Source organism: Dryocola mayonis, assembly GCF_051307045.1.
Classification (GTDB): domain Bacteria; phylum Pseudomonadota; class Gammaproteobacteria; order Enterobacterales; family Enterobacteriaceae; genus Dryocola.
The window spans coordinates 2,218,405-2,236,744 of sequence record NZ_CP150452.1; the positions used below are offsets into that span (position 1 = coordinate 2,218,405).

Genomic DNA, 18,340 nt, shown 5'->3' on the forward strand with positions numbered 1-18,340 from the left:
GAAAATCAGATTACCCGAAAACCGTGGGTGCCATCGCGTTCAAGCTGCGCGACCAGGCCATATTCCCACTGCAGATAATCTTCCATTGCCTGGCGTGGAACCCCGGTGCCCTCATACGGGCGGCGATAGCGGTCTTCCGGCAGATGCAGCTCGCCTTCCGGCCCCGTAGCCAGCGGTTTTTCCCCGGCAATCCAGGCCAGGGTGCCGCCCTGCAGCACGTAGACCGGCCGGTCGGAGAGGGCCTGCAGTTCCGGCACCACAAACCTTGCCAGCGCGCTGCTTGCGCAGGTTACCACCCAGCGTTCAGGCTCCGGCAGAGCGGCGACGGCTTCGCTCAGCCGGCTGCGGCTAAGCCATTTCGCGCCGGGAATATGGCGCGCGCGGAAATTTGCCGAGGTGGTGAAGTCCAGAAGCGTGGTGCCGGACTGTTCTAACCACGCGGCCAGCGTTTGCGGCGAAATTTCGTCCGCCTTCGGCGCCGCCGGCACGGGAGCCTGCCAGTCGCCACGTTCGGTAAACAGTTCGCGAGAGGCCTCCAGCACCGCCACCTCCCAGCCCATTTGCGCCAGCCAGGACGCGGCCATCGGCGCGCGTATCCCGTCATCATCCGCCAGGACGATCCTTCCGCCCCGCACCGCCGCATAGTGATCGGTTTCCTGCACCAGCTGCCCGCCCGGCACCGATCTGGCCCCCGGCAGATGACCCGCCCGGTATTCTTCCGGCGAACGCACATCGAAAAGCCAGGTGTTGCGGTCGCCGTTTTGCTGCCAGATTTGCCAGTCGCTCCACGCCACGAAGCTCACCCCGGCGCTGGTCGCCAGTTCCCAGGCCGCGATGCGATCGGCCTCCTCGCCCGCGCTTTCCTGCGCCTGACGCTGCTGGTCGTGCTCCAGCTCCTGTCCCGCCAGCGTCCAGCCGATGGTGCCGTTACGCAGGGCGGCAACCGGATTGCCGATGCCCGCGTTAATTAACGACTGCGCCGCGATGATGCTGCGCGTGCGTCCCGCGCAGTTGACCACGATCTGCGTGTCCGGACCGCTGACCTGCGCGCGCGCTTTAAGCACCAGATCGCCGCCGGGCAGGCTGACGCCGCCCGGAATACTCATGGTCTGGTATTCGTCAAAACGCCGCACGTCCAGCACCACCAGATCGGCCCCCTGCCGCTGCAGTTTTTGCACCTCTTCGGCGCTTAGCGAAGGCGTATGCCGCTTCGCTTCCACCAGCTCGCCGAAAGCTTTGCTCGGCGCGTTCACGTCGATAAACAGTTCGCCGCCCGCCTCCTGCCAGCCCTGTAATCCTCCCGCCAGCAGCGCTACGTCCCTGTAGCCCAGCTGTTTTAGTTTCTCGACGGCTTTGACGGCCAGCCCTTCGCCGTTGTCATAGACGGTAATCGGCGTAGTGCGGCGCGGAATGCGCGCGAACGCCTCCAGCTCCAGCTTGCCGAGCGGGAAATTTGCCGCGAATAATGGATGCCCGGAGGCAAACGCAGCCTCTTCGCGCACGTCGATTAGCGCCAGCTCTTCTTTATTGATTAGCGCTGCGCGCAGCTGTGCATAGTGCCGTAATTCACTCATATCGCCCTCTCTTTAGACAGGTCCCAGATGTTCGGCAAAAAAGCGCCCGAATAACCGGAAATAAACGGTTTTTCCTCGCCGTCGGCAGTGAATACCCGACGATGAACCGCGCCGATATTGGCGCCGTATACGTGAATGCTGATGGAGATCCGATCGTCAAAAGCGTTGCTTACCTGATGCACGTCCTGCGCATTGGGGGAAACCGTCTCGATCTCCCCCGGTTTTAGCATCGCCGCCTCGCCCTCCGGCACCCATTTGCCGTTGACTTTGGCGTAGAACTGGCTGCGCTCGCCGCCGCGCAGCATGCCGATAAGCCCCCAGACGCCGTGGTTATGAATCGGGGTTTGCTGGCCCGGCCCCCAGACAAAGCTCACCACCGAGAAGCGTCCCTGCGGATCGGCGTACAGCAGATGCTGCTGATAGCGCTGAGGATCGGCAAGGGCTGCGGACTCGGGCAGCCAGTCGTCGTGGCGCACCAGCTCGGACAGGAGCCGGCGGCCTTTCTCCAGCAGCGGTTTTTCCTGATGAAAATGTTCCACCAGCCGTGAGAACTCGGTAAGGAAATGGCGTAAGCGCGCGTAGTTTGGCGCGGATGGCGATGCGGACATAGCTTGCTCCAGGTCGTCCTGAAAACCAAAGACTACCAGCGTCTGGCGGCGCGCCAAATGCCGGAAAAGCAATTGGTTATCCGTATTCCGGCATAGCTTAATCCCGGCAAAGCATAGCCGGAATTCGCATTTCGGCGCGGCCCCGTCGCCCGCTATGGTGGGCAAACCAACAACGATAAGGAACCTGCAATGAGCATTCAATTTCTCGGCATGATAGGCCATCGCCTGGCCTCGGAAATCCTGCCCGCTACCGGGCCGATTTTCGACAAAGACTATATCGCGCGCTTTGCCCGGGCTCACGAAGACGCGGGCTTCGACCGCATTCTGGTGGGCTACTGGTCGGATCAACCGGACGGCTTTCTGGTCACCGCTCACGCCGGAGCCAACACCACGCGCGTGAAGTTTCTGCTGGCCCACCGTCCGGGCTTCGTGGCCCCGACGCTTGCGGCGCGTAAGCTCGCGACCCTCGATCAGCTACTTGATGGCCGCCTGGCGGTGCATATCATCAGCGGCGGCAGCGATGCCGAGCAGCGTAAAGACGGCGACTGGCTGAATAAAGAAGAGCGCTACGCCCGCACCGACGAGTTTCTGACGGTGTTAAATAACAGCCTGCACGGCGAAGAGCCCTACGATCATACCGGCGGATTCTTCCGCGCCGAGCAGGCATTTTCCGCTATCAAACCCGTGCAGCCTCGCCTGCCGATCTACTTCGGTGGCTCATCCGAAGAGGCTATTGAGGTGGCGGCAAAGCATGCGGATGTCTTTGCGCTATGGGGCGAACCGCTGGCCGGGGCGCGTCAAACGGTGGAAGCCGTTCGGGCGGCGGCGAAACAGCATCGCCGGGATATCAGCTTTAATATCTCCTTCCGTCCAATCCTCGGCAAAACCGAAGCCGAGGCCTGGGAAAAAGCGGAGCATATCCGCGAGACGACCCGCAAAAATCTTGCGGAAAATCACCACACCTACGGGCTGAAGAAACCGCAGAGCGTGGGCGCCAGGCGCCTGCTGGACGCGGCCCACCAGGGCGATCGCCTGGACACAAGGTTATGGACGGGCATCGCGGCGCTGGTCGGCGGCGGCTATAACTCCACCGCGCTGGTCGGCACGCCGGATCAGGTTTCCGACGCCCTGCTCGACTATTACGATTTGGGCATCGACAGCTTCCTGATCCGCGGCTTCGACCCGCTCAATGACGCCGTCGAATACGGTAAAGAGCTTATTCCGCTGACGCGTGAAAAAGCCGCCGCCCGCCATCGCCTTGCAAGGAGCGCCTGATGAAAAAGTGGATAACCGCCGGGCTGGCCCTGGCGATGTGGAGCGCCTTTTCACAGGCGGAAGTGACGCTGCATGTCGGGGATCAGAAAGGCGGCATGCGCTCGCAGCTGGAGGCGGCAAACAAGCTTGAAAACCTGCCGTACAAAATCGAATGGTCCGAGTTTCCCGCCGCCGCGCCGCTGGCCGAGGCGCTGAACGCTGGGGCAATCGACGTGGGTATTATCGGCGACGCGCCCCTGCTGTTTGCCGTGGCCGCGGGCGCACAGGCGAAGGCGATTGCGGTAAGCAAGTCGGATCCTTACGGCACGGCGCTGCTGGTGCGGCCGGACAGCCCCATCAAATCCGCCGCCGATTTAAAAGGCAAAAGCATCGCCACCAACCGCGGGTCAATAGGCCATTTCGTGGCGCTAAAGGCGCTGGAATCGGCAGGGCTTAGCGCAAAAGACGTAACTTTCCGCTTTCTGCCGCCGAGCGAAGCCAAGCTTGCGCTGATTCAGGGCTCGGTGGACGTCTGGGCGACATGGGAACCCTATACCGCCTATGCCGAAAGCGTGGATAAGCTACGCGTGGCGGTGAACGGGCGCGGATTATGGTCGGGCAATACGTTTCTTGCGGCAACCGACGGCGCGCTGGCGGACGGCGAGAAAAAAGCCGCCATCGCTGATTATCTGCAACGTCTGAACGCCGCGCAGATATGGGCGAACCAGCATCCGGACGTGTACGGCAAAACCCTGGCGAAGATTATCGGCTTCCCGGAAGACGTGGCCCGTTTGTCGTTTGAGCGCCGCCATTCCGTCTGGCAGACCATCAACGACGCCACGGTAGCCCAGCAGCAGCAAACCGCTGATTTCTACCATGCCAGCAGCCTGCTGCCCAAAACGATTCAGGTCACCCCGACCTTCAGCCACGCCTTTCAGGTGGCGCATCAGGGATAGTGAATCAGCGAATGGAAATGCGTTCGCGCCTCACCAGCGTTGCGATAGCTGTGCGCTTCGTCACCCGCGAAGCGCAACCCTTCTCCCGCCCTTAGCGTGCGCCACTGCCCCTGAATCCGCATATCCAGCTCGCCGCTAATAACCGTGACGTGCTCAATGACCCCGGTATCGTGCGGGGATGATTCGCTCAGCGCTCCTGGCGCAAGGGTGATGGAAAACAGATCAAAACGCAGCTGCTCGTCATAAGGGAAAAGCGCAACGACAACCATATCGCTGTTTTGCGGATCGAATGCCGCCCGCTCCGGCGGTTCGCCCGAGGCAAGAAATACCGAAAACGGCACGTTCAGACCGGTGGCTATTTTCCATAAGGTGGCCACCGTCGGGCTGGACTCATTACGTTCTATCTGGCCGAGCATGGCTTTCGACACGCCGGTTTTCTCGGCGGCAAGCGTCAGGCTCCAGCCTCGCGCCTGGCGCAGCGCCTTTAGCGTGGCGCTTAAATGGGCGGCAATATCCATCTTTTTCTCCTTATCAGCGGCCGGAGTATAGCGCCTTGTGCGCTATAACGCACGATGCTATAGTCCGACGGACGTTATAACGCACAAAGGGGATTCTATGCGCGCCTTTTCGCTTCCGTTGCCTGCGGTGCTTGCGGGTTTTGTCGCCGTTCTGGTGGGTTACGCCAGCTCGGCGGCGATTATCTGGCAGGCTGCCGAGGCCGCCGGCGCGAGCGCGCCGCAGATCGCCGGCTGGCTGACCATGCTCGGCATCGGCATGGGCGTCAGCACGCTTGCGCTGACGCTGTGGTATCGCGCGCCCGTGCTGACCGCCTGGTCCACACCCGGCGCGGCGCTGCTCGCCACCAGCTTACCCGGCAGTACGTTAAACGAAGCCGTTGGCATCTTTATTTTCGCCTCGGCGCTCATTTTAATTTGCGGCGCAACCGGCCTGTTCGCGCGCCTGATGCGCCTTATTCCGCATACCCTGTCGGCCGCGATGCTGGCGGGGATCCTTCTGCGCTTTGGCCTGGACGCCTTTACTTCGTTACAGGGTCACTTTTTACTGTGCGGGACGATGCTTGCAGGCTGGCTGCTGGCAAAGATTTATGCCCCGCGCTACGCGGTGGTCGCGGCGCTGGCCGCGGGCCTGGTTATTTGCCTGGCGACGGGAGAATTTAAAAGCGAAGGCGTGCCGATGGCCGGCGTGGCGTTACCGGAGTTCACCGCGCCGCATTTCGCCTTCAGCAGCCTGTTGGGCATCGGGCTGCCGTTTTTCCTTGTCACCATGGCGTCGCAAAACGCGCCCGGCGTGGCGACCCTGAAAGCCTCCGGCTATAACCTTCCCGTTTCGCCCCTGATGGTGGTTACCGCGGCCATCGCCCTGCTGCTTGCGCCTTTTGGGGTATTTTCCATCTGCATTGCGGCGATAACCGCTGCGATATGCCAGGGGAGCGAAGCGCATCCGGATCCGGCTAAACGCTGGCTGTCTGCCGCCGCGGCCGGTTTTTTTTATCTGCTGGCGGGGATCTTCGGCGGGTCGATTTCAGCGTGGTTAACCGCCCTGCCGCCGGCCTTTATCCATACCCTTGCCGGGCTTGCGCTGCTGGGCGCCATTGCGGGCAGCCTGCATCAGGCGCTAAACCATGCGCAGGAGCGCGACGCGGCTATTGTGACTTTTCTGGTTACCGCCTCGGGGCTTACGCTTGCGGGAATAGGTTCGGCTTTCTGGGGGCTGGTGGCCGGCGGGCTCTGCTACGCCGCCTTCTCACTGGCTCGCCGCGCGTAGCTGCGAAGGCGTTATGCCGATGGCCGCCTTAAAGCGGTTGCTGAAATGGCTGGCGGAGCTGAATCCGCAGGACAGCGCGATCTCCGTCAGCGCAAGCGTGCTGTGGCGCACCAGCGCTTCGGCCCGCGCCATACGCCGCTGCATAACGTACTGATGCGGAGCCAGCCGGGTCGACTGCTTAAACATGCGGGCGAAATGGAATTCGCTTAACCCCGCCTCGAGCGCCAGATCCGCAAGCGTCAAGGGTTCGCTTAGATGCTGCTCTATCCAGGCCTGAATATTGCGCAACACCACCGGAGCCAGCCCGCCGCGCACCGCAGGCAGGCGCCACTGCACGCTGCTGTAGTTCTGCACCAGATGGGTCAGCAGCAGCGTCGAGGCGGTGCTTAACGTCAGATGACTGGCGCTTTGCTGCCAGCTGCTGCTCAATAAAAAGTGGCGATAAAGCTGCGTGATGCGCGGGTCCTCGGCGAAAATCTTTTCGTTGACCTGCAGGCTTGCCGGGCTGCGATCCCAGACCTGCTCCGCGATATGGCGCAGATGCGCGTCCGTGCAGTACAGGTGCACAAACGAGAAATCGTTACGGATATCCCAGGTGGTTTCGCTCTCCTGCGGCATCAGGCAGAACCTGTCCGGGCCGCCGCCGTTTTTCCAGCCGCTCGGCGTTTTCTGGTAGGTTTCGTACCCGTTATTGATATACAGGCTAAGCGTATGGTGATCGCTAAGCTGGGTGACGCGATCGTGATGATTTGACCAGGCCGCCAGCTGAATACCCGAGCCGAGCCGCACGCTGTCGTTCAGACGGGCGTTGTGCTTACGCAGATTTTCAAAGGCAAGATACTGGGTCATAGGTCGCATATCGCTTAAGGGGCCGGAAAGCTAGTGTAAGTAGAGGCGCTGCGGGTTACCAGCCATTAACCTGACGGAAACAAAAAAATGCGCAAGATTATGCAAGTCGCGCAGGGCTGTGAAAGCCGGGGCTTATAGTTACCAGCAAACTGAAGCCTCTGTTTGACGGTAGGATAACTTTATGAACGCGGTACTTTATATTCTGGTGGTGGTGATTTGGGGAACGACCTGGCTTGCTATTTATATGCAGCAGGGCGTGGTGTCGGCGCCGGTTTCGATTTTCTGGCGCTTTGCCGTAGCGGCAGTGGTGATGCTGGTAGCGCTGCTCGCGCTGGGGCGTTTGCGTCGTATCAGCCTGCGCGATCATCTGTTTTGCCTGCTTCAGGGCGCCTGCGTGTTCGGCTTTAACTTCCTGTGCTTTTACCATGCCGCGGCGTACATCAGCTCGGGGCTGGAGTCGGTTATCTTCTCGATGGCGGTGCTGTTTAACGCCTTCAACGGCATGCTGTTTTTCCGCCAGCGTCCGCATGCGAACCTGCTGCCTGCGGCGGCGCTCGGCATTGCCGGCGTTATCGCGCTGTTCTGGCGCGACCTGGCGGCAACGCAGCTGGCGCCGGAACTTCTGCTGGGCATCGGGCTTAGCGCGCTGGGAACCTTCGGCTTCTCGCTGGGCAATATGATCAGCGCGCGGCACCAGCGCCGCGGGCTCGAAACCCTGTCGACCAATACCTGGGCCATGTGTTACGGCGCGGCGATTATGGGCGCCATTGCGCTGATCCGCGGCGACTCTTTTATGCCTGAATTTACCGTCCGCTATCTCGGCTCGCTTTTCTATCTGGCGATATTCGGATCGGTCATCGCATTCGGCGCTTATTTCACGCTGGTGGGACGCATCGGCGCAGGCAAGGCGGCATACAGCACGTTACTTTTCCCGCTGGTGGCGCTGAGTCTGTCAACGATTTACGAAGGCTACGTCTGGCACGCTAACGCGGTCACCGGCCTTGCGATGATTCTGGTCGGCAACCTGGTGATGTTCTCAAAGCCCGGAACCTTCAGATTCATAAAGTGGCGCAGACGCGCAGCCTGAAGATAAAAAGGGAGCCTGACGGCTCCCTTAACAGATAAAGAATCAGTTGATATCAAACATGGTGGCGTCCGTCGCCATGTCATCTATCACCTGTTTTAGCGTTTCGACGGCGATCGGCGTATTTTCGTTACTTACCGTTTTGCCTTCGCCTTTACGCACGACCTTCATGACGGGTTTATTGGTCGCCACGTCAATCAGCTCCCCTTCAAAATACAGGCTGGTGTCCATGGTACGGTGCCCCGTAGCCATCTGCGTTCCCGCCACAACCAGCGCTACCGGAACCACCTCATAGAATTGCAGCCCTTCTTTACTGCTGTCCACGCCGGTAATCGCGCCGCGGAAAATCAGGCTGCGCGGGCCAGGCGTAGCCACCAGCGGTTTACGCTGCGCCGCCGCCGCTTTCAGTTTGCTATTGGTGTAAACGAGGATCTGATCCAGCGTTTGCGCGCCAAGCTGGGTAGTCGGTTTGGGGATGGGGTAATAGGTTACGGGGTTATAGACCAGGCTATCGTAGTTAGCGCTTTTAAAATCGGGATCGACCCAGCGTAAAACAGGTTTACCGGTCGCGGATTTTGTTTCCTGCAGGCCGGAGTAATCCTTTAAAAAACCAGAGTATTTTTCCGGAGCCGTCACGGATGAAGAGCAGCCCGCAAGCGCAAGCAGGCCGGTCAGGCACGCTGCCTTAAAAAGAGTGGAGGTACGCATTTTAAATCCCTGTGATTTGCATAGGAGCCTTTCAGTTATAGCAAACCAACCCTGGCTAAACCATGTGGCGATATCAAATAGTGTTCGGTTGAGATTTTTAACGGGCCCGCGACCGCACGCCGAGCTAATCAACTGCGCTAAGAAGCAGCGATCCGGCATGTGGGGCAATAATAAACTGCTGCCCAAAACCACCCCAACGCTTTTGGCGATTTTGCTGATACGAAAGTTGCTGTCCATAAAAAGCTCCCTTTATCGTATGGATTGACATGACAATTACTTAACATCTCCATTAACTTATTATCATTTCAGGCTTAATACCCTGTCCCGCCTGAAGATGTTTTAACAATAACAAACAGATAAACTTTAGCGCCTTAGGATCTTTGGCCGATACCTGAGATTTATCTTAGTAAATTGTTGTAAGTAATTATTTTTGTTGTGAACGAAATAAAATGATTTAAATACCGCGACCGCACAATTTGCCTCTCTTTATCCAGGAGTTTTCTTATAATCCCGTCCCATATTCTGAGTTGCCTGAATCCGGCCTTCAGGTTATTTATATTTAGAGAGAATTGTTTACAAGGTAAGGGAATATGGTCGTCGTCCTGTCCTCCTGCGAGTATTTCAGAATGGGATTCTGTATGCTCGCTGAAGATATAGTTAAAGAGCATCATACGTTTTCAGAGGTTGTTTTCGTCAAAGAAGCCCGCGGCATTGACAAGAAAATAGTAGAGAAATCAAAAGCCATAGTCGTCGATTATTGTCAGCCCGACATTCAGACGCTGATTAATCTGATGGAGATTAAATTAAAAAACCCCGGCAGCTATTTTATTTTTATTACAAAAGATAGCTGTTTTGATAACACCATAGACAACATTCTCATCAATACGGTTTCCGATTTCACCATCGACTGTATTTATGCGCTAAAAAAATTAAAGAGCTGCCTGATTTATCTTCATTCGGGAAAGCAAGCGGTCACCATTACTAAAAACATGCGCTGGTACAGCACCGAAAAAGAGAAAAAACTGACCCGCCAGGAGTCAATGGTTTTGCCTTTCATCATTTCCGGTAAAAAGAATAAAGAGATCTCCAGGTATCTGGACCTCAGCGGAAAAACGATCAGCCATTACCGACGGAATATTTATTTAAAATTCGACGTGACGACCCTTGCCGGTCTTTATCACGTATTTGAACGTTAACCGATCGCTATTTATCGCCCGGCGCTTATCACTTAGCCAGGCTTTCACAGATTAAATCAATCATCAGCAGATAGCCGTAGCGGGCATCCATGACCGGCAGCAATATATCCTGCTGCTGAACGAGCGCGCCCGCCTGCTGGCCGATAATAACGATATCCGCTCCTTTGCGCCGCGCCTGATGCACCGCGGCCAATAAGGCGTTTTCCGCTGCGTGGGCGCAAAAAATCACCAGCGCCTGCCCTGTTCCCAGCATTGATGCGGTAATAGCCATCAGCGCGGCGTCCTGACAAAGGTTGGCAGGATATCCCAGCGTGAGCAGGCGGTACTGCAATTCGCCGGCAAAAGGCGTATCTGCCGCGCCGGCGCTGAAAATATGCGTTGCCGCGGCCCGTTTCAGCACCTGCGCGGCCCGCGCAAGCGCCGCCGGGGAAAGCTCGCTCAGCTGTGAATTCAGCGCGCTCTGCACGCCGTTAAGCTTTTCCCGCCAGGGTTCCGGCAGCGTTCCTTGCGAAGCGGGCTGGCTGGACTGCGCAAGCTTCATGCGCAAATCGCGGATATCGTCGCAGCCCGCCGCTCGCGCAAAGCGGGTAATAGTCGCCGGGCTTACGCCCGCAGCGGTCGCCAGCTGATCGATAGTTGCCGAAGCGGCAAACCCCACGTCGTCAAGAATGGTTTGCGCCACCCGGGACTCCTGCTGGCTGAACTCATTCAGGCGCGCGCGTATCTGGCTGAGAATATCGCCGCTGCTCTCTTTGCCGGTGGAGTGGGAAAACCTTTCCACGATATCGCGGCCGATTCCCGCATGGGTCGCCAGCTTTTGCAGTTCACCCGGCTCAACCCAGGTGGCATCGCCCAGAATTCCCGTCGCGCCAGGCCAGGCCTGAGGACTGCTCTCCTGCTGCTGGTAACGGACTTTGCCCAGAAAATCATTGATGTCGTCGCAGCCGATGCTGCGGGCGAAGCGCTGCAGCGTGGCGGGACTGACTCCCGCCCTGATCGCAAGTTCTTCCATGGTCGACTCGGGGATCTGCGCGAAATTCTCAAGGAAAAAGCGCGCCAGCCGGGATTCCTGCGCGGGCAGGCCGGACATGCCCTGTACCAGTTGATAAACGATATCCATAACGGGTTGCTCCCTTTAGTCAGCGGCGACGGCTCGTGTCATCATCATAGATTATTGAAATTATTTTTCAATCAGCCGCCGCTCAGGGCTGCTGTTCTGCAGCGTTGCTACCCCGCCAAAATTCTATTTTCCCGCTGAGATCACATTTTCTGACGCCTGTCATCCGCTTTTGTGATAATCCAACGGCGATCACACTCATGAAAATAATTTTCATACATGCTGCGCAACAAGGCTAATGTATGAAATATGTTTTCAAAGAGAAAAGGAGCTGTTAATGAAAAAAATCATGTTGTGCTGCGCCGCCGGGATGTCCACCAGCATGCTGGTGCAGAAGATGCGGGCGGAAGCGGCGAAGCGTTCGCTGGCGGTGGAAATTGACGCTTACCCGGTCGCCGAAATTGAAAGCCAGCTGCGCCACGCCGACGTGGTATTGCTGGGGCCGCAGGTGCAGTTTGAGCTCCAGCGCCTGCGCGATCTGTCCGCGCCGCTTGGCAAGCCGGTAGCGGTTATCGACATGATGGATTACGGCACCATGCGCGGCGATCGCGTGCTGGATAAAGCCATCGCCCTGATGGCCTGAGGCAAACGGAGAGCATAATGAAAATTACCGTCGTCGGCGGGGGAAGCAGCTATACCCCGGAACTGATAGAAGGCCTGATCGAACGCCACGCAACGCTGCCCTTAACGGAGCTGGCGCTGGTGGACGTGGAGGCGGGACGCCAGAAAGTCGAGGTTATCGCCCGCCTCGCGCGGCGCATGCTGGACCGCAACGGGCTGGAGGCGGTGAAAGTCTCCGTGCATTTTGACGCGGACGAGGCGATTGCCGGCTCCAGCTTCGTGCTGACGCAGCTGCGCGTCGGCCAGCTTCCCGCTCGCGCCGCAGATGAACGCCTGGGCCTGAGCCACCGGCTGCTGGGTCAGGAAACCACCGGCGTCGGCGGCTTTGCTAAAGCCCTGCGCACCATTCCGGTAATGCTGGATATTGCACGACGCGTGGAGCGCCTGGCGCCCGAGGCCTGGATCATTAACTTTACCAATCCGGCCGGGATCGTCACGGAAGCGGTGTCCCGCTACAGCCGGGCGAAAATCATCGGCCTGTGTAACGTGCCGGTCACCATGCACCACACCATCGCCGATATGCTGAAGCTTCCGCACTCATCCGTTTCGCTGCGCTTCGCGGGCCTTAACCATATGGTCTGGGTGCACAAAGTGCTGGCCGATGGACGCGACGCTACCGATGAGGTTCTGGAAATGCTCTGCGACGGCGAGCAGCTTTCGATGAACAATATTAAGGCCATACCCTGGCCTGCGGATCTGCTGCGTGCGCTGCGCGCCATTCCCTGCCCTTATCACCGCTATTTCTGGCAAACCCGCACCATGCTGGAAGACGAACTGGCTGACGCCGACAGTAAGGGAACCCGCGCAGAGCAGGTTATGCAGGTGGAAGAGGCCTTATTCAAACTTTACGCCGACCCGGCGCTGGATAAAAAACCGCAGGAACTCAGCCAGCGCGGCGGCTCGTTCTATTCGGAGGTGGCGGTTGAGCTCATTAACGCGCTGCATAACAACCTCGGCGTTGAAATGGTGGTGAATACCGCCAACAATGGTGCTATTCAGGGCCTGCCGGACGACGCGGTTATCGAAACGAACTGCCTGATTGACGCGCTGGGCGCGCATCCGCTGGCCTTTGGTAAGCTGCCGCCGCTGATGAACGGCCTGACGCAGCAGGTGAAAGATTTCGAACGCCTGACCATTGAAGCGGCCGTGCACGGCGATAAGGGCAAAGCCCTGCTGGCGCTGGTGGCCAATCCGCTGGTGGCGGATGTGAACCTGGCGTCGGCGCTGGTCGAAGAGGTGCTCAGCATCAATAAAGCGTGGCTGCCGCAGTTTAGCGGCTAACCACGCTCCTGGCGCGCTGCCCGTCTACGGGCGGAAATAACAAAAAACGATAATACCCGGTCGGCAGGCTCTGCCCCGGGCAGGGGGTGTCTGTGTCAGTCAACAAATCCATCATTGAAAAATACGTGCTGCCCGCCGCGCTTAAAATAGCCGGGCAGAAGCATGTCCTGTCCGTGCGTGACGGCATCATTCTTAATATGCCGTTTATGCTGATCGGCTCGTTTTTCCTTATCTTCGCCTACCTGCCGGTGCCGGGCTACGCGCAGATGATGAGCAGCCTGTTCGGCCCCGCCTGGCAGGAGAAGGTGCTGTATCCGGTTAAGGCCACCTATGACATCATGGCGATAATTTCGGCCTTCGGCATCGCCTATCGGCTGGCGGAAAAATACCGCACTATCGACCCGCTCACCGCCGGCGCCGTCTCGCTGGTGGCGTTTATTATGACCATCCCGCAGCATATTATGTTTACCCCTGCGGAGGGCGGCGCGGCGCAGTTTGTCAAAGGCGTGCTGCCGATGGGCCAGATCGGCAGCCAGGGGTTGTTCGTCGCTATTCTCATCGCCCTGCTTTCCACTGAAATTTATCGCTTTATCAATAACCGCAACCTGGTTATCCGCATGCCGGAAGGGGTGCCGCCGGCGGTGGCGAAATCCTTCCTCGCGCTGATCCCCGGCTTTTGCGTGCTGGCGGTGGTGCTGGCGCTGCGCCTGCTGGTAGAAGCCACGCCGTTTGGCGATATCAATACGCTGATAACCGAGCTGGTGGGCATCCCGATGAGCCACGTCGGCGGCTCGCTGCCGGGAATGATTATTTCGGTGCTGCTGATTGGTATTCTGTGGATGCTGGGCCTGCACGGCGACACCATAGTGCTGGTCTTTATTCGCCCGGTCTGGCTGAGCAATATGTCGGAAAACCTCGAGGCGTTTCAGAACGGCCTGCCCATTCCGCATATCATTACGCAGCAGTTTTATGACCTGTGGATTGCGCCAGGCGGCACCGGCGCCCTGCTGGGGCTGGTTATCTTTATGCTGATCCGCAGCCGCAGCGCGCAGATGAAACAGCTCGGTAAGATCGCCGCGCCCGGCGGCCTGTTTAACATCAGCGAGCCGATGGTGTTCGGCATTCCGATCGTGATGAACCCGTATCTGGTTGTGCCTTTTATCCTCACGCCGGTGGTGCTGGTGATTGTCTCTTACGTCGCTATGACCACGGGCCTCGTGGCGAAGCCTGCGGGTATCGCGCTGCCGTTTACCACGCCGATTGTGGTCAGCGGCTATCTTGCCACCGGCGGCCATATCTCCGGCTCGGTGCTGCAAATCGTCAACCTGGGCATTTCGCTGGTGATGTATTACCCGTTCTTCCGCATCTGGGATAACCTGAAATACCGCGAGGAGCAGGCGAGCCGGACGGCGCCGGAAGCTGAAGCGCAGGCCGTAACGGAACGCAGCCCGATTTAAATCGCCCATGAAAAAGCCCTGTCTTTTTACGCGGCAGGGCTTTTTGCTTTTTGCAGTAGGGATCAGCGCTGGTAAACCGGCTCGGCGATGTCGCTCTCCTTGTCTTGCGGCGCGGGTTCCGCCCCGCCAGCACGCCGCAGCGCAAGCAGACGGCTAATCTCCGCGTGCTTATCCTCGGTAAAATCAAAGAACCACATAAAGCCGATGCGGATCAGCGAACCTATAGCCGGCAGCAGGCTGATGCCGAAAAACAGCCCGTTGAGCACGCTTTCGGTCTGGGTGGCCGCCTGCGGCACGTAGCCTATCGCCGTGAGGTAGACGCCGATCAATCCCCCGCCCACCGCCACGGACATTTTCCCGGTAAAAGTCTGGCCGGAGAAGGTAATGGCGGCGCAGCGCTTATTGGAGTGATATTCCGCATATTCGATAGTGTCGACGATCATCGCGGAGGTAAACAGGTTGCTCATCATCACAAAGAGCGAGCTTAGCCCCAACAGGATAAACAGCACGGTCAGGCTGTGATAGCCGGCGAACCACAGCACCACCCTGACCAGAATATCCAGCGCGCAAAGGGCGATAAATAAAGTGCGTTTTTTATAACGCCGCGTCAGTATCGGCGCTAGCAGGCAGGCAAGCGCGGCAATAATGCCGATGATCCCGATCGCCGCCTGCAGGCCGCCGTCGCCCATATTGTAGATAAAGAAATAGATATAAATTCCGTTGGCGATATTGTGCAGCACGCAGAAGAAAAAGGCGGCCAGCACGAAAAATAACGGTTTGTTATGCCGCAGATTGCGGAAGGTATCGCGGATGGTGACTTTTTCATGGCTGGGCGGTACGCGTTCTTTAACGTTAAAGAAGCCGTTAATCATTAACAGCATGCCGATAACCATCATCACCAGCACCGCCATAAAATAGCCGTGGTCGCTGGAGTAAGGCGCGAAGAAGGTCGTCAGCCGCGGGAAGAAGATATTTGCGCAGGCGATGCCCGCGTTGACGCCGAGCACCGCCGCGGTTACCGCCTTCGTCCTTTCGCGCGGCTCGCTGCTCATGACCGACGACATCGACCAGAACGGAATATCGGATATCGCATACAGCGTGCCCCATAATATATAGGTCACCCCGGCATAAATAATTTTGGTGCTCGTCGGCGCGTCGATATTATAAAACGACGCCAGGGTCATGACCGTAATCAGCAAAGGCGCCAGCAGCATAAAATGGCGGAATTTACCGAAGCGCGAGTTCAGGGTATCCATAATGCTTGCGAAGAACGGATCGTGAATCGCGTCCCACGCGCGGGCAATCAGAAAGATGGTGCTCGCCGCCAGCGCGGAGATCCCCAGCACGTCGGTATAAAAATAGTTAATAAAAGAACCTACCAGCCCAAAGCTAAAACACTGTCCTAAACCATAACCAAAATAAGACCATAATTCCCGTCCGGGAATTTTCATTGCCATTGTCATCGTAGTAGCCTCTTATTCCCCGGTAGCGGATACCGGGGTGAACATTATTATGATGAAGCATGCGATCGTTATTTAGCCGCGGGGATGCAGCCCTGTCCTGCTCAGACGCGACACCAGCTCCATCTCCGCGCGGCGGAATGGAATGCCGTGTTCGTCAAATACGTCATGGAACCAGAGGTGGGCGTAATCTTCGCGCCTTTTCAAATAAATCGGCCATGGCAGGTAGGTTTGCGTTTTGCCGCGCACCAGCCCCCACTGATAAGGCACAACGTTGCACGCGTGCATCAGGGGCAGCTGTTCTTCGAAATTGCCGCCGACGTGCCTTGCCAGCCACTCGGTACACATAATCGGGCGGCCCCAGCTGTTCCATCACCCTTATCGCCCGCACCATTTTCGCCGTCGGGACATAGGCGTGATAGCTGACCACATCGGATAGCCGCAGCGCGGCCTGGTCGATAGGGTGCTGGAAGAACGTATCTTCCGGCTGATCGTTATCGATAAGGTTTAAATGCCAGGCGCCGACGGTCAACGGCTGGGAAGGATTTTCATCGCGGGCCCACGCGAAGGATTTGGTCATTAACTCCAGCGCGAACGACTCCAGCTTCTCATCATAAAGCACCTCTTCAACGCCGGTTGCGAAGGTGCCGCGGTTGCCGGGTTCGTTATACAGATCCCAGACCAGCACGCGCTCATCGTTAGCAAAAGTTCGCACGACGTCGCGTACATAGCGCTCCACTTCCGGCCACACGCTGCGGTCGCAGACTTTATCCCGCCCCGGGCTTGCGGCCGCCTGGCTGTTATGTTTGCCCGGCACCGGCGCTTTCTGCTCACCAAGGTACGGCTCGTCGCCGGAAAAACCGCAGTCGTCCATCAGCGTGAGCATCACGCGAATATTGTGCTTTTTCGCAATACTCAAAAAAGCGTCAATGCGATCCATCAGCCCCTGCCGGTCGTGCTGCCAGACGATAAAAGGCAGATTGGTGCGCAGCGTGGTGTAGCCCACATTCCGCGCCCATCCCAGCTCCTCATCGATGGTGGCGGCGTCAAAGGTTTCCGCCTGCCAAAGATCCGTCCAGTTCACCGCCGTGCGCGGCAGATAGTTAAAGCCGCACAGCCAGCCCTGCTGCTGCTGCCACTCGTTTGCCTGCTGTTTAGTCCACTGCTGTCCCATAGTTCCTCCGTTTAACTCACCACTAATATTATTAGCTAATATTTATTAGCAAGGTTATCCGGCGCAAGCTCGCGATGCGGCAAATGCAGGCGGGATCACACTCCGGCGATTCCCGCCCCGGCGCAACGTGACTGACGGCACGCTGTGGTATAGTGCCCGCGGAAAGGCAGCAGACGGCTAAGGCAATGGAAAAGAAAAGCAAAATTACAATGACCGACGTCGCTCGCGAGGCGGGCGTTTCCCAGGCGACGGTATCGCTAATTTTAAATAACGCGCAGAGCATTAAGCTCAGCGAAGAGACGCGCCAGCGCGTTATCGCGGCGGCCCACGCGCTGGGCTATAAAAAAATTCCCGCGCCCCATAAGCCAGAAGGTCAGGAAGAGATCGCGGTGCTGATAAACGCCATGCCGAGCTACGATCCCTTTGTCGACGCGCTAAGCCAGGCCCGGGATGCGGCCTGGCGCCACGACGCCCTGCTGACCATTTACGACTATGGCGATGATAACGAGCTGGCGCTGCGCATCATCAAACAGCTGGAACAGCGCCGCTGCGCCGGAATTATTCTCGCCTCGCCCATTACCAGCGCCATCGACTTTTCGGTCTTTGACAACTGCACTTCGCTGCCTACGGTATTGCTCAACGTTTATGACCGCGCGTACCCTCTGCAGCCCACTTTTCTGCCCGATGACTACGCGAACGCGCTGCAGGTAACCCGGCATCTTATCGATCGCGGAGCCACGCGCATCGCCCATATCACCGGCGACGACTGGATGGACGCCTCGCACCAGCGCCTTGCCGGCTACAGGGCGGCGCTTGAACAAGCCGGCCTTCCCTTCGATCCGCAGTTGGTTATCAAAACCAACTGGCAAATCGATGAAACGCTGCGCGCCACCCGCCAGGTGATGCAGCTGCCGACGCCGCCGGACGCCATTTTCTGCGCCAGCGACTGGATGACGCTGGGCTGCTATCAGGCGCTGGCCCAGCTCAGGGTGCAGGTGCCGCAGCAGGTGCTGGTAGCCGGTTATGACGACCAGCGCATCGCCGATCAGCTAACGCCAAAGCTCACCAGCGTGCAGCTGCCCTATACCGAACTCGGGCGCATGGCCGTTGAGTATCTCTGCCAGGGAGAAGACAACGCGACGCACGTGACGATGGCGGGAAAATTAAAGATTCGCGGCTCCACGCAGCGCTAAGGCCCGCAGCATAAAAAAAGCCC

General features: G+C 58.2%; 16 protein-coding genes and 1 pseudogene. 9 read left to right on the plus strand and 8 right to left on the minus strand.

Annotation, left to right across the window (positions count from 1 at the left end; all coding sequences use genetic code 11):
• Positions 1-5 precede the first annotated feature (5 nt).
• Together WLO32_RS10755 and WLO32_RS10760 are read right to left on the minus strand one after the other, a co-directional pair.
• Positions 6-1,574 (minus strand): rhodanese homology domain-containing protein, encoded by a 1,569-nt coding sequence (locus WLO32_RS10755; protein WP_435945184.1) that lies wholly within the window; start codon positions 1,572-1,574, stop codon positions 6-8.
• Positions 1,571-2,182, minus strand: a complete 612-nt coding sequence (locus WLO32_RS10760; RefSeq protein WP_435945185.1) for a cysteine dioxygenase — start codon at positions 2,180-2,182, stop codon at positions 1,571-1,573. The genes WLO32_RS10755 and WLO32_RS10760 overlap by 4 nt, the downstream gene beginning before the upstream one ends.
• 189 nt (positions 2,183-2,371) lie before the next feature.
• Between WLO32_RS10760 and WLO32_RS10765 the strand changes: the two genes are divergently transcribed.
• Together WLO32_RS10765 and WLO32_RS10770 are read left to right on the plus strand one after the other, a co-directional pair.
• Positions 2,372-3,457 carry an LLM class flavin-dependent oxidoreductase gene (locus WLO32_RS10765; RefSeq protein ID WP_435945186.1) on the plus strand — a complete coding sequence of 362 codons (1,086 nt, stop codon included), beginning with the start codon at positions 2,372-2,374 and terminating at the stop codon, positions 3,455-3,457.
• Positions 3,457-4,392: an ABC transporter substrate-binding protein gene (locus WLO32_RS10770; protein WP_435945187.1), complete on the plus strand. Its 936-nt coding sequence runs from the start codon at positions 3,457-3,459 to the stop codon at positions 4,390-4,392. The genes WLO32_RS10765 and WLO32_RS10770 overlap by 1 nt, the downstream gene beginning before the upstream one ends.
• Here the strand turns inward: WLO32_RS10770 and WLO32_RS10775 are convergent.
• Positions 4,383-4,910, minus strand: coding sequence for a helix-turn-helix domain-containing protein (locus WLO32_RS10775; protein WP_435945188.1), 528 nt, complete (start codon positions 4,908-4,910; stop codon positions 4,383-4,385). The two genes, WLO32_RS10770 and WLO32_RS10775, sit on opposite strands and share 10 nt — an antisense overlap.
• Before the next feature lie 97 nt (positions 4,911-5,007).
• Between WLO32_RS10775 and WLO32_RS10780 the strand changes: the two genes are divergently transcribed.
• The gene (locus WLO32_RS10780) at positions 5,008-6,177 is read left to right on the plus strand and encodes a benzoate/H(+) symporter BenE family transporter (protein WP_435945189.1); all 1,170 of its coding nucleotides are present in this window, start codon (positions 5,008-5,010) and stop codon (positions 6,175-6,177) included.
• Here WLO32_RS10780 and WLO32_RS10785 read toward each other — a convergent pair.
• Complete coding sequence (locus WLO32_RS10785) at positions 6,157-7,026, minus strand: AraC family transcriptional regulator (protein ID WP_435945190.1); 870 nt, start codon at positions 7,024-7,026, stop codon at positions 6,157-6,159. The two genes, WLO32_RS10780 and WLO32_RS10785, sit on opposite strands and share 21 nt — an antisense overlap.
• Positions 7,027-7,207: 181 nt before the next feature.
• On the opposite strand from WLO32_RS10785, the gene WLO32_RS10790 reads away from it, so the two are divergent.
• A complete protein-coding gene (locus WLO32_RS10790; RefSeq protein WP_435945191.1) occupies positions 7,208-8,113 on the plus strand; it encodes a DMT family transporter in 906 nt (301 codons plus the stop codon).
• Between the two features lie 42 nt (positions 8,114-8,155).
• Here WLO32_RS10790 and WLO32_RS10795 read toward each other — a convergent pair whose 3' ends face one another.
• The gene (locus tag WLO32_RS10795) at positions 8,156-8,818 is read right to left on the minus strand and encodes a DUF3313 domain-containing protein (protein ID WP_435945192.1); all 663 of its coding nucleotides are present in this window, start codon (positions 8,816-8,818) and stop codon (positions 8,156-8,158) included.
• 638 nt (positions 8,819-9,456) lie between these two features.
• Between WLO32_RS10795 and WLO32_RS10800 the strand changes: the two genes are divergently transcribed.
• The gene (locus WLO32_RS10800) at positions 9,457-10,014 is read left to right on the plus strand and encodes a LuxR C-terminal-related transcriptional regulator (protein ID WP_435945193.1); all 558 of its coding nucleotides are present in this window, start codon (positions 9,457-9,459) and stop codon (positions 10,012-10,014) included.
• Positions 10,015-10,042: 28 nt separating this feature from the next.
• Here the strand turns inward: WLO32_RS10800 and WLO32_RS10805 are convergent, their stop codons facing one another.
• Entirely contained in the window at positions 10,043-11,134 is a 1,092-nt protein-coding gene (locus WLO32_RS10805; RefSeq protein WP_435945194.1) for a MurR/RpiR family transcriptional regulator, read from the minus strand.
• Positions 11,135-11,408: 274 nt separating this feature from the next.
• Between WLO32_RS10805 and WLO32_RS10810 the strand changes: the two genes are divergently transcribed.
• From WLO32_RS10810 to celB, 3 genes are all read left to right on the plus strand, one after another.
• Entirely contained in the window at positions 11,409-11,714 is a 306-nt protein-coding gene (locus WLO32_RS10810) for a PTS sugar transporter subunit IIB (RefSeq protein WP_435945195.1), read from the plus strand.
• A gap of 17 nt (positions 11,715-11,731) precedes the next feature.
• Positions 11,732-13,033: a 6-phospho-beta-glucosidase gene (locus WLO32_RS10815; RefSeq protein ID WP_435945196.1), complete on the plus strand. Its 1,302-nt coding sequence runs from the start codon at positions 11,732-11,734 to the stop codon at positions 13,031-13,033.
• A 92-nt stretch (positions 13,034-13,125) separates the two neighbouring features.
• Complete coding sequence (celB, locus tag WLO32_RS10820; RefSeq protein WP_435945197.1) at positions 13,126-14,490, plus strand: PTS cellobiose transporter subunit IIC; 1,365 nt, start codon at positions 13,126-13,128, stop codon at positions 14,488-14,490.
• Positions 14,491-14,552: 62 nt separating this feature from the next.
• Here the strand turns inward: celB and WLO32_RS10825 are convergent, their stop codons facing one another.
• A complete protein-coding gene (locus tag WLO32_RS10825) occupies positions 14,553-15,953 on the minus strand; it encodes an MFS transporter (protein WP_435945198.1) in 1,401 nt (466 codons plus the stop codon).
• 72 nt (positions 15,954-16,025) lie between these two features.
• A pseudogene (locus WLO32_RS10830) lies at positions 16,026-17,124 on the minus strand (cellulase family glycosylhydrolase).
• A 185-nt stretch (positions 17,125-17,309) separates the two neighbouring features.
• Between WLO32_RS10830 and WLO32_RS10835 the strand changes: the two are divergent.
• A complete protein-coding gene (locus WLO32_RS10835) occupies positions 17,310-18,317 on the plus strand; it encodes a LacI family DNA-binding transcriptional regulator (protein WP_435945199.1) in 1,008 nt (335 codons plus the stop codon).
• The last annotated feature ends 23 nt before the right edge of the window (positions 18,318-18,340 follow it).

Coding starts and splice junctions, on each gene's coding strand:
- WLO32_RS10825 (WP_435945198.1), bottom strand. CDS start 15,953: ATGACAATGGCAATGAAAATTCCCGGACGGGAATTATGGTCTTATTTT.
- WLO32_RS10785 (WP_435945190.1), bottom strand. CDS start 7,026: ATGACCCAGTATCTTGCCTTTGAAAATCTGCGTAAGCACAACGCCCGT.
- WLO32_RS10815 (WP_435945196.1), top strand. CDS start 11,732: ATGAAAATTACCGTCGTCGGCGGGGGAAGCAGCTATACCCCGGAACTG.
- WLO32_RS10805 (WP_435945194.1), bottom strand. CDS start 11,134: ATGGATATCGTTTATCAACTGGTACAGGGCATGTCCGGCCTGCCCGCG.
- WLO32_RS10775 (WP_435945188.1), bottom strand. CDS start 4,910: ATGGATATTGCCGCCCATTTAAGCGCCACGCTAAAGGCGCTGCGCCAG.
- WLO32_RS10760 (WP_435945185.1), bottom strand. CDS start 2,182: ATGTCCGCATCGCCATCCGCGCCAAACTACGCGCGCTTACGCCATTTC.
- WLO32_RS10790 (WP_435945191.1), top strand. CDS start 7,208: ATGAACGCGGTACTTTATATTCTGGTGGTGGTGATTTGGGGAACGACC.
- WLO32_RS10810 (WP_435945195.1), top strand. CDS start 11,409: ATGAAAAAAATCATGTTGTGCTGCGCCGCCGGGATGTCCACCAGCATG.
- WLO32_RS10770 (WP_435945187.1), top strand. CDS start 3,457: ATGAAAAAGTGGATAACCGCCGGGCTGGCCCTGGCGATGTGGAGCGCC.
- WLO32_RS10835 (WP_435945199.1), top strand. CDS start 17,310: ATGGAAAAGAAAAGCAAAATTACAATGACCGACGTCGCTCGCGAGGCG.
- WLO32_RS10755 (WP_435945184.1), bottom strand. CDS start 1,574: ATGAGTGAATTACGGCACTATGCACAGCTGCGCGCAGCGCTAATCAAT.
- WLO32_RS10765 (WP_435945186.1), top strand. CDS start 2,372: ATGAGCATTCAATTTCTCGGCATGATAGGCCATCGCCTGGCCTCGGAA.
- WLO32_RS10780 (WP_435945189.1), top strand. CDS start 5,008: ATGCGCGCCTTTTCGCTTCCGTTGCCTGCGGTGCTTGCGGGTTTTGTC.
- WLO32_RS10795 (WP_435945192.1), bottom strand. CDS start 8,818: ATGCGTACCTCCACTCTTTTTAAGGCAGCGTGCCTGACCGGCCTGCTT.
- WLO32_RS10800 (WP_435945193.1), top strand. CDS start 9,457: ATGCTCGCTGAAGATATAGTTAAAGAGCATCATACGTTTTCAGAGGTT.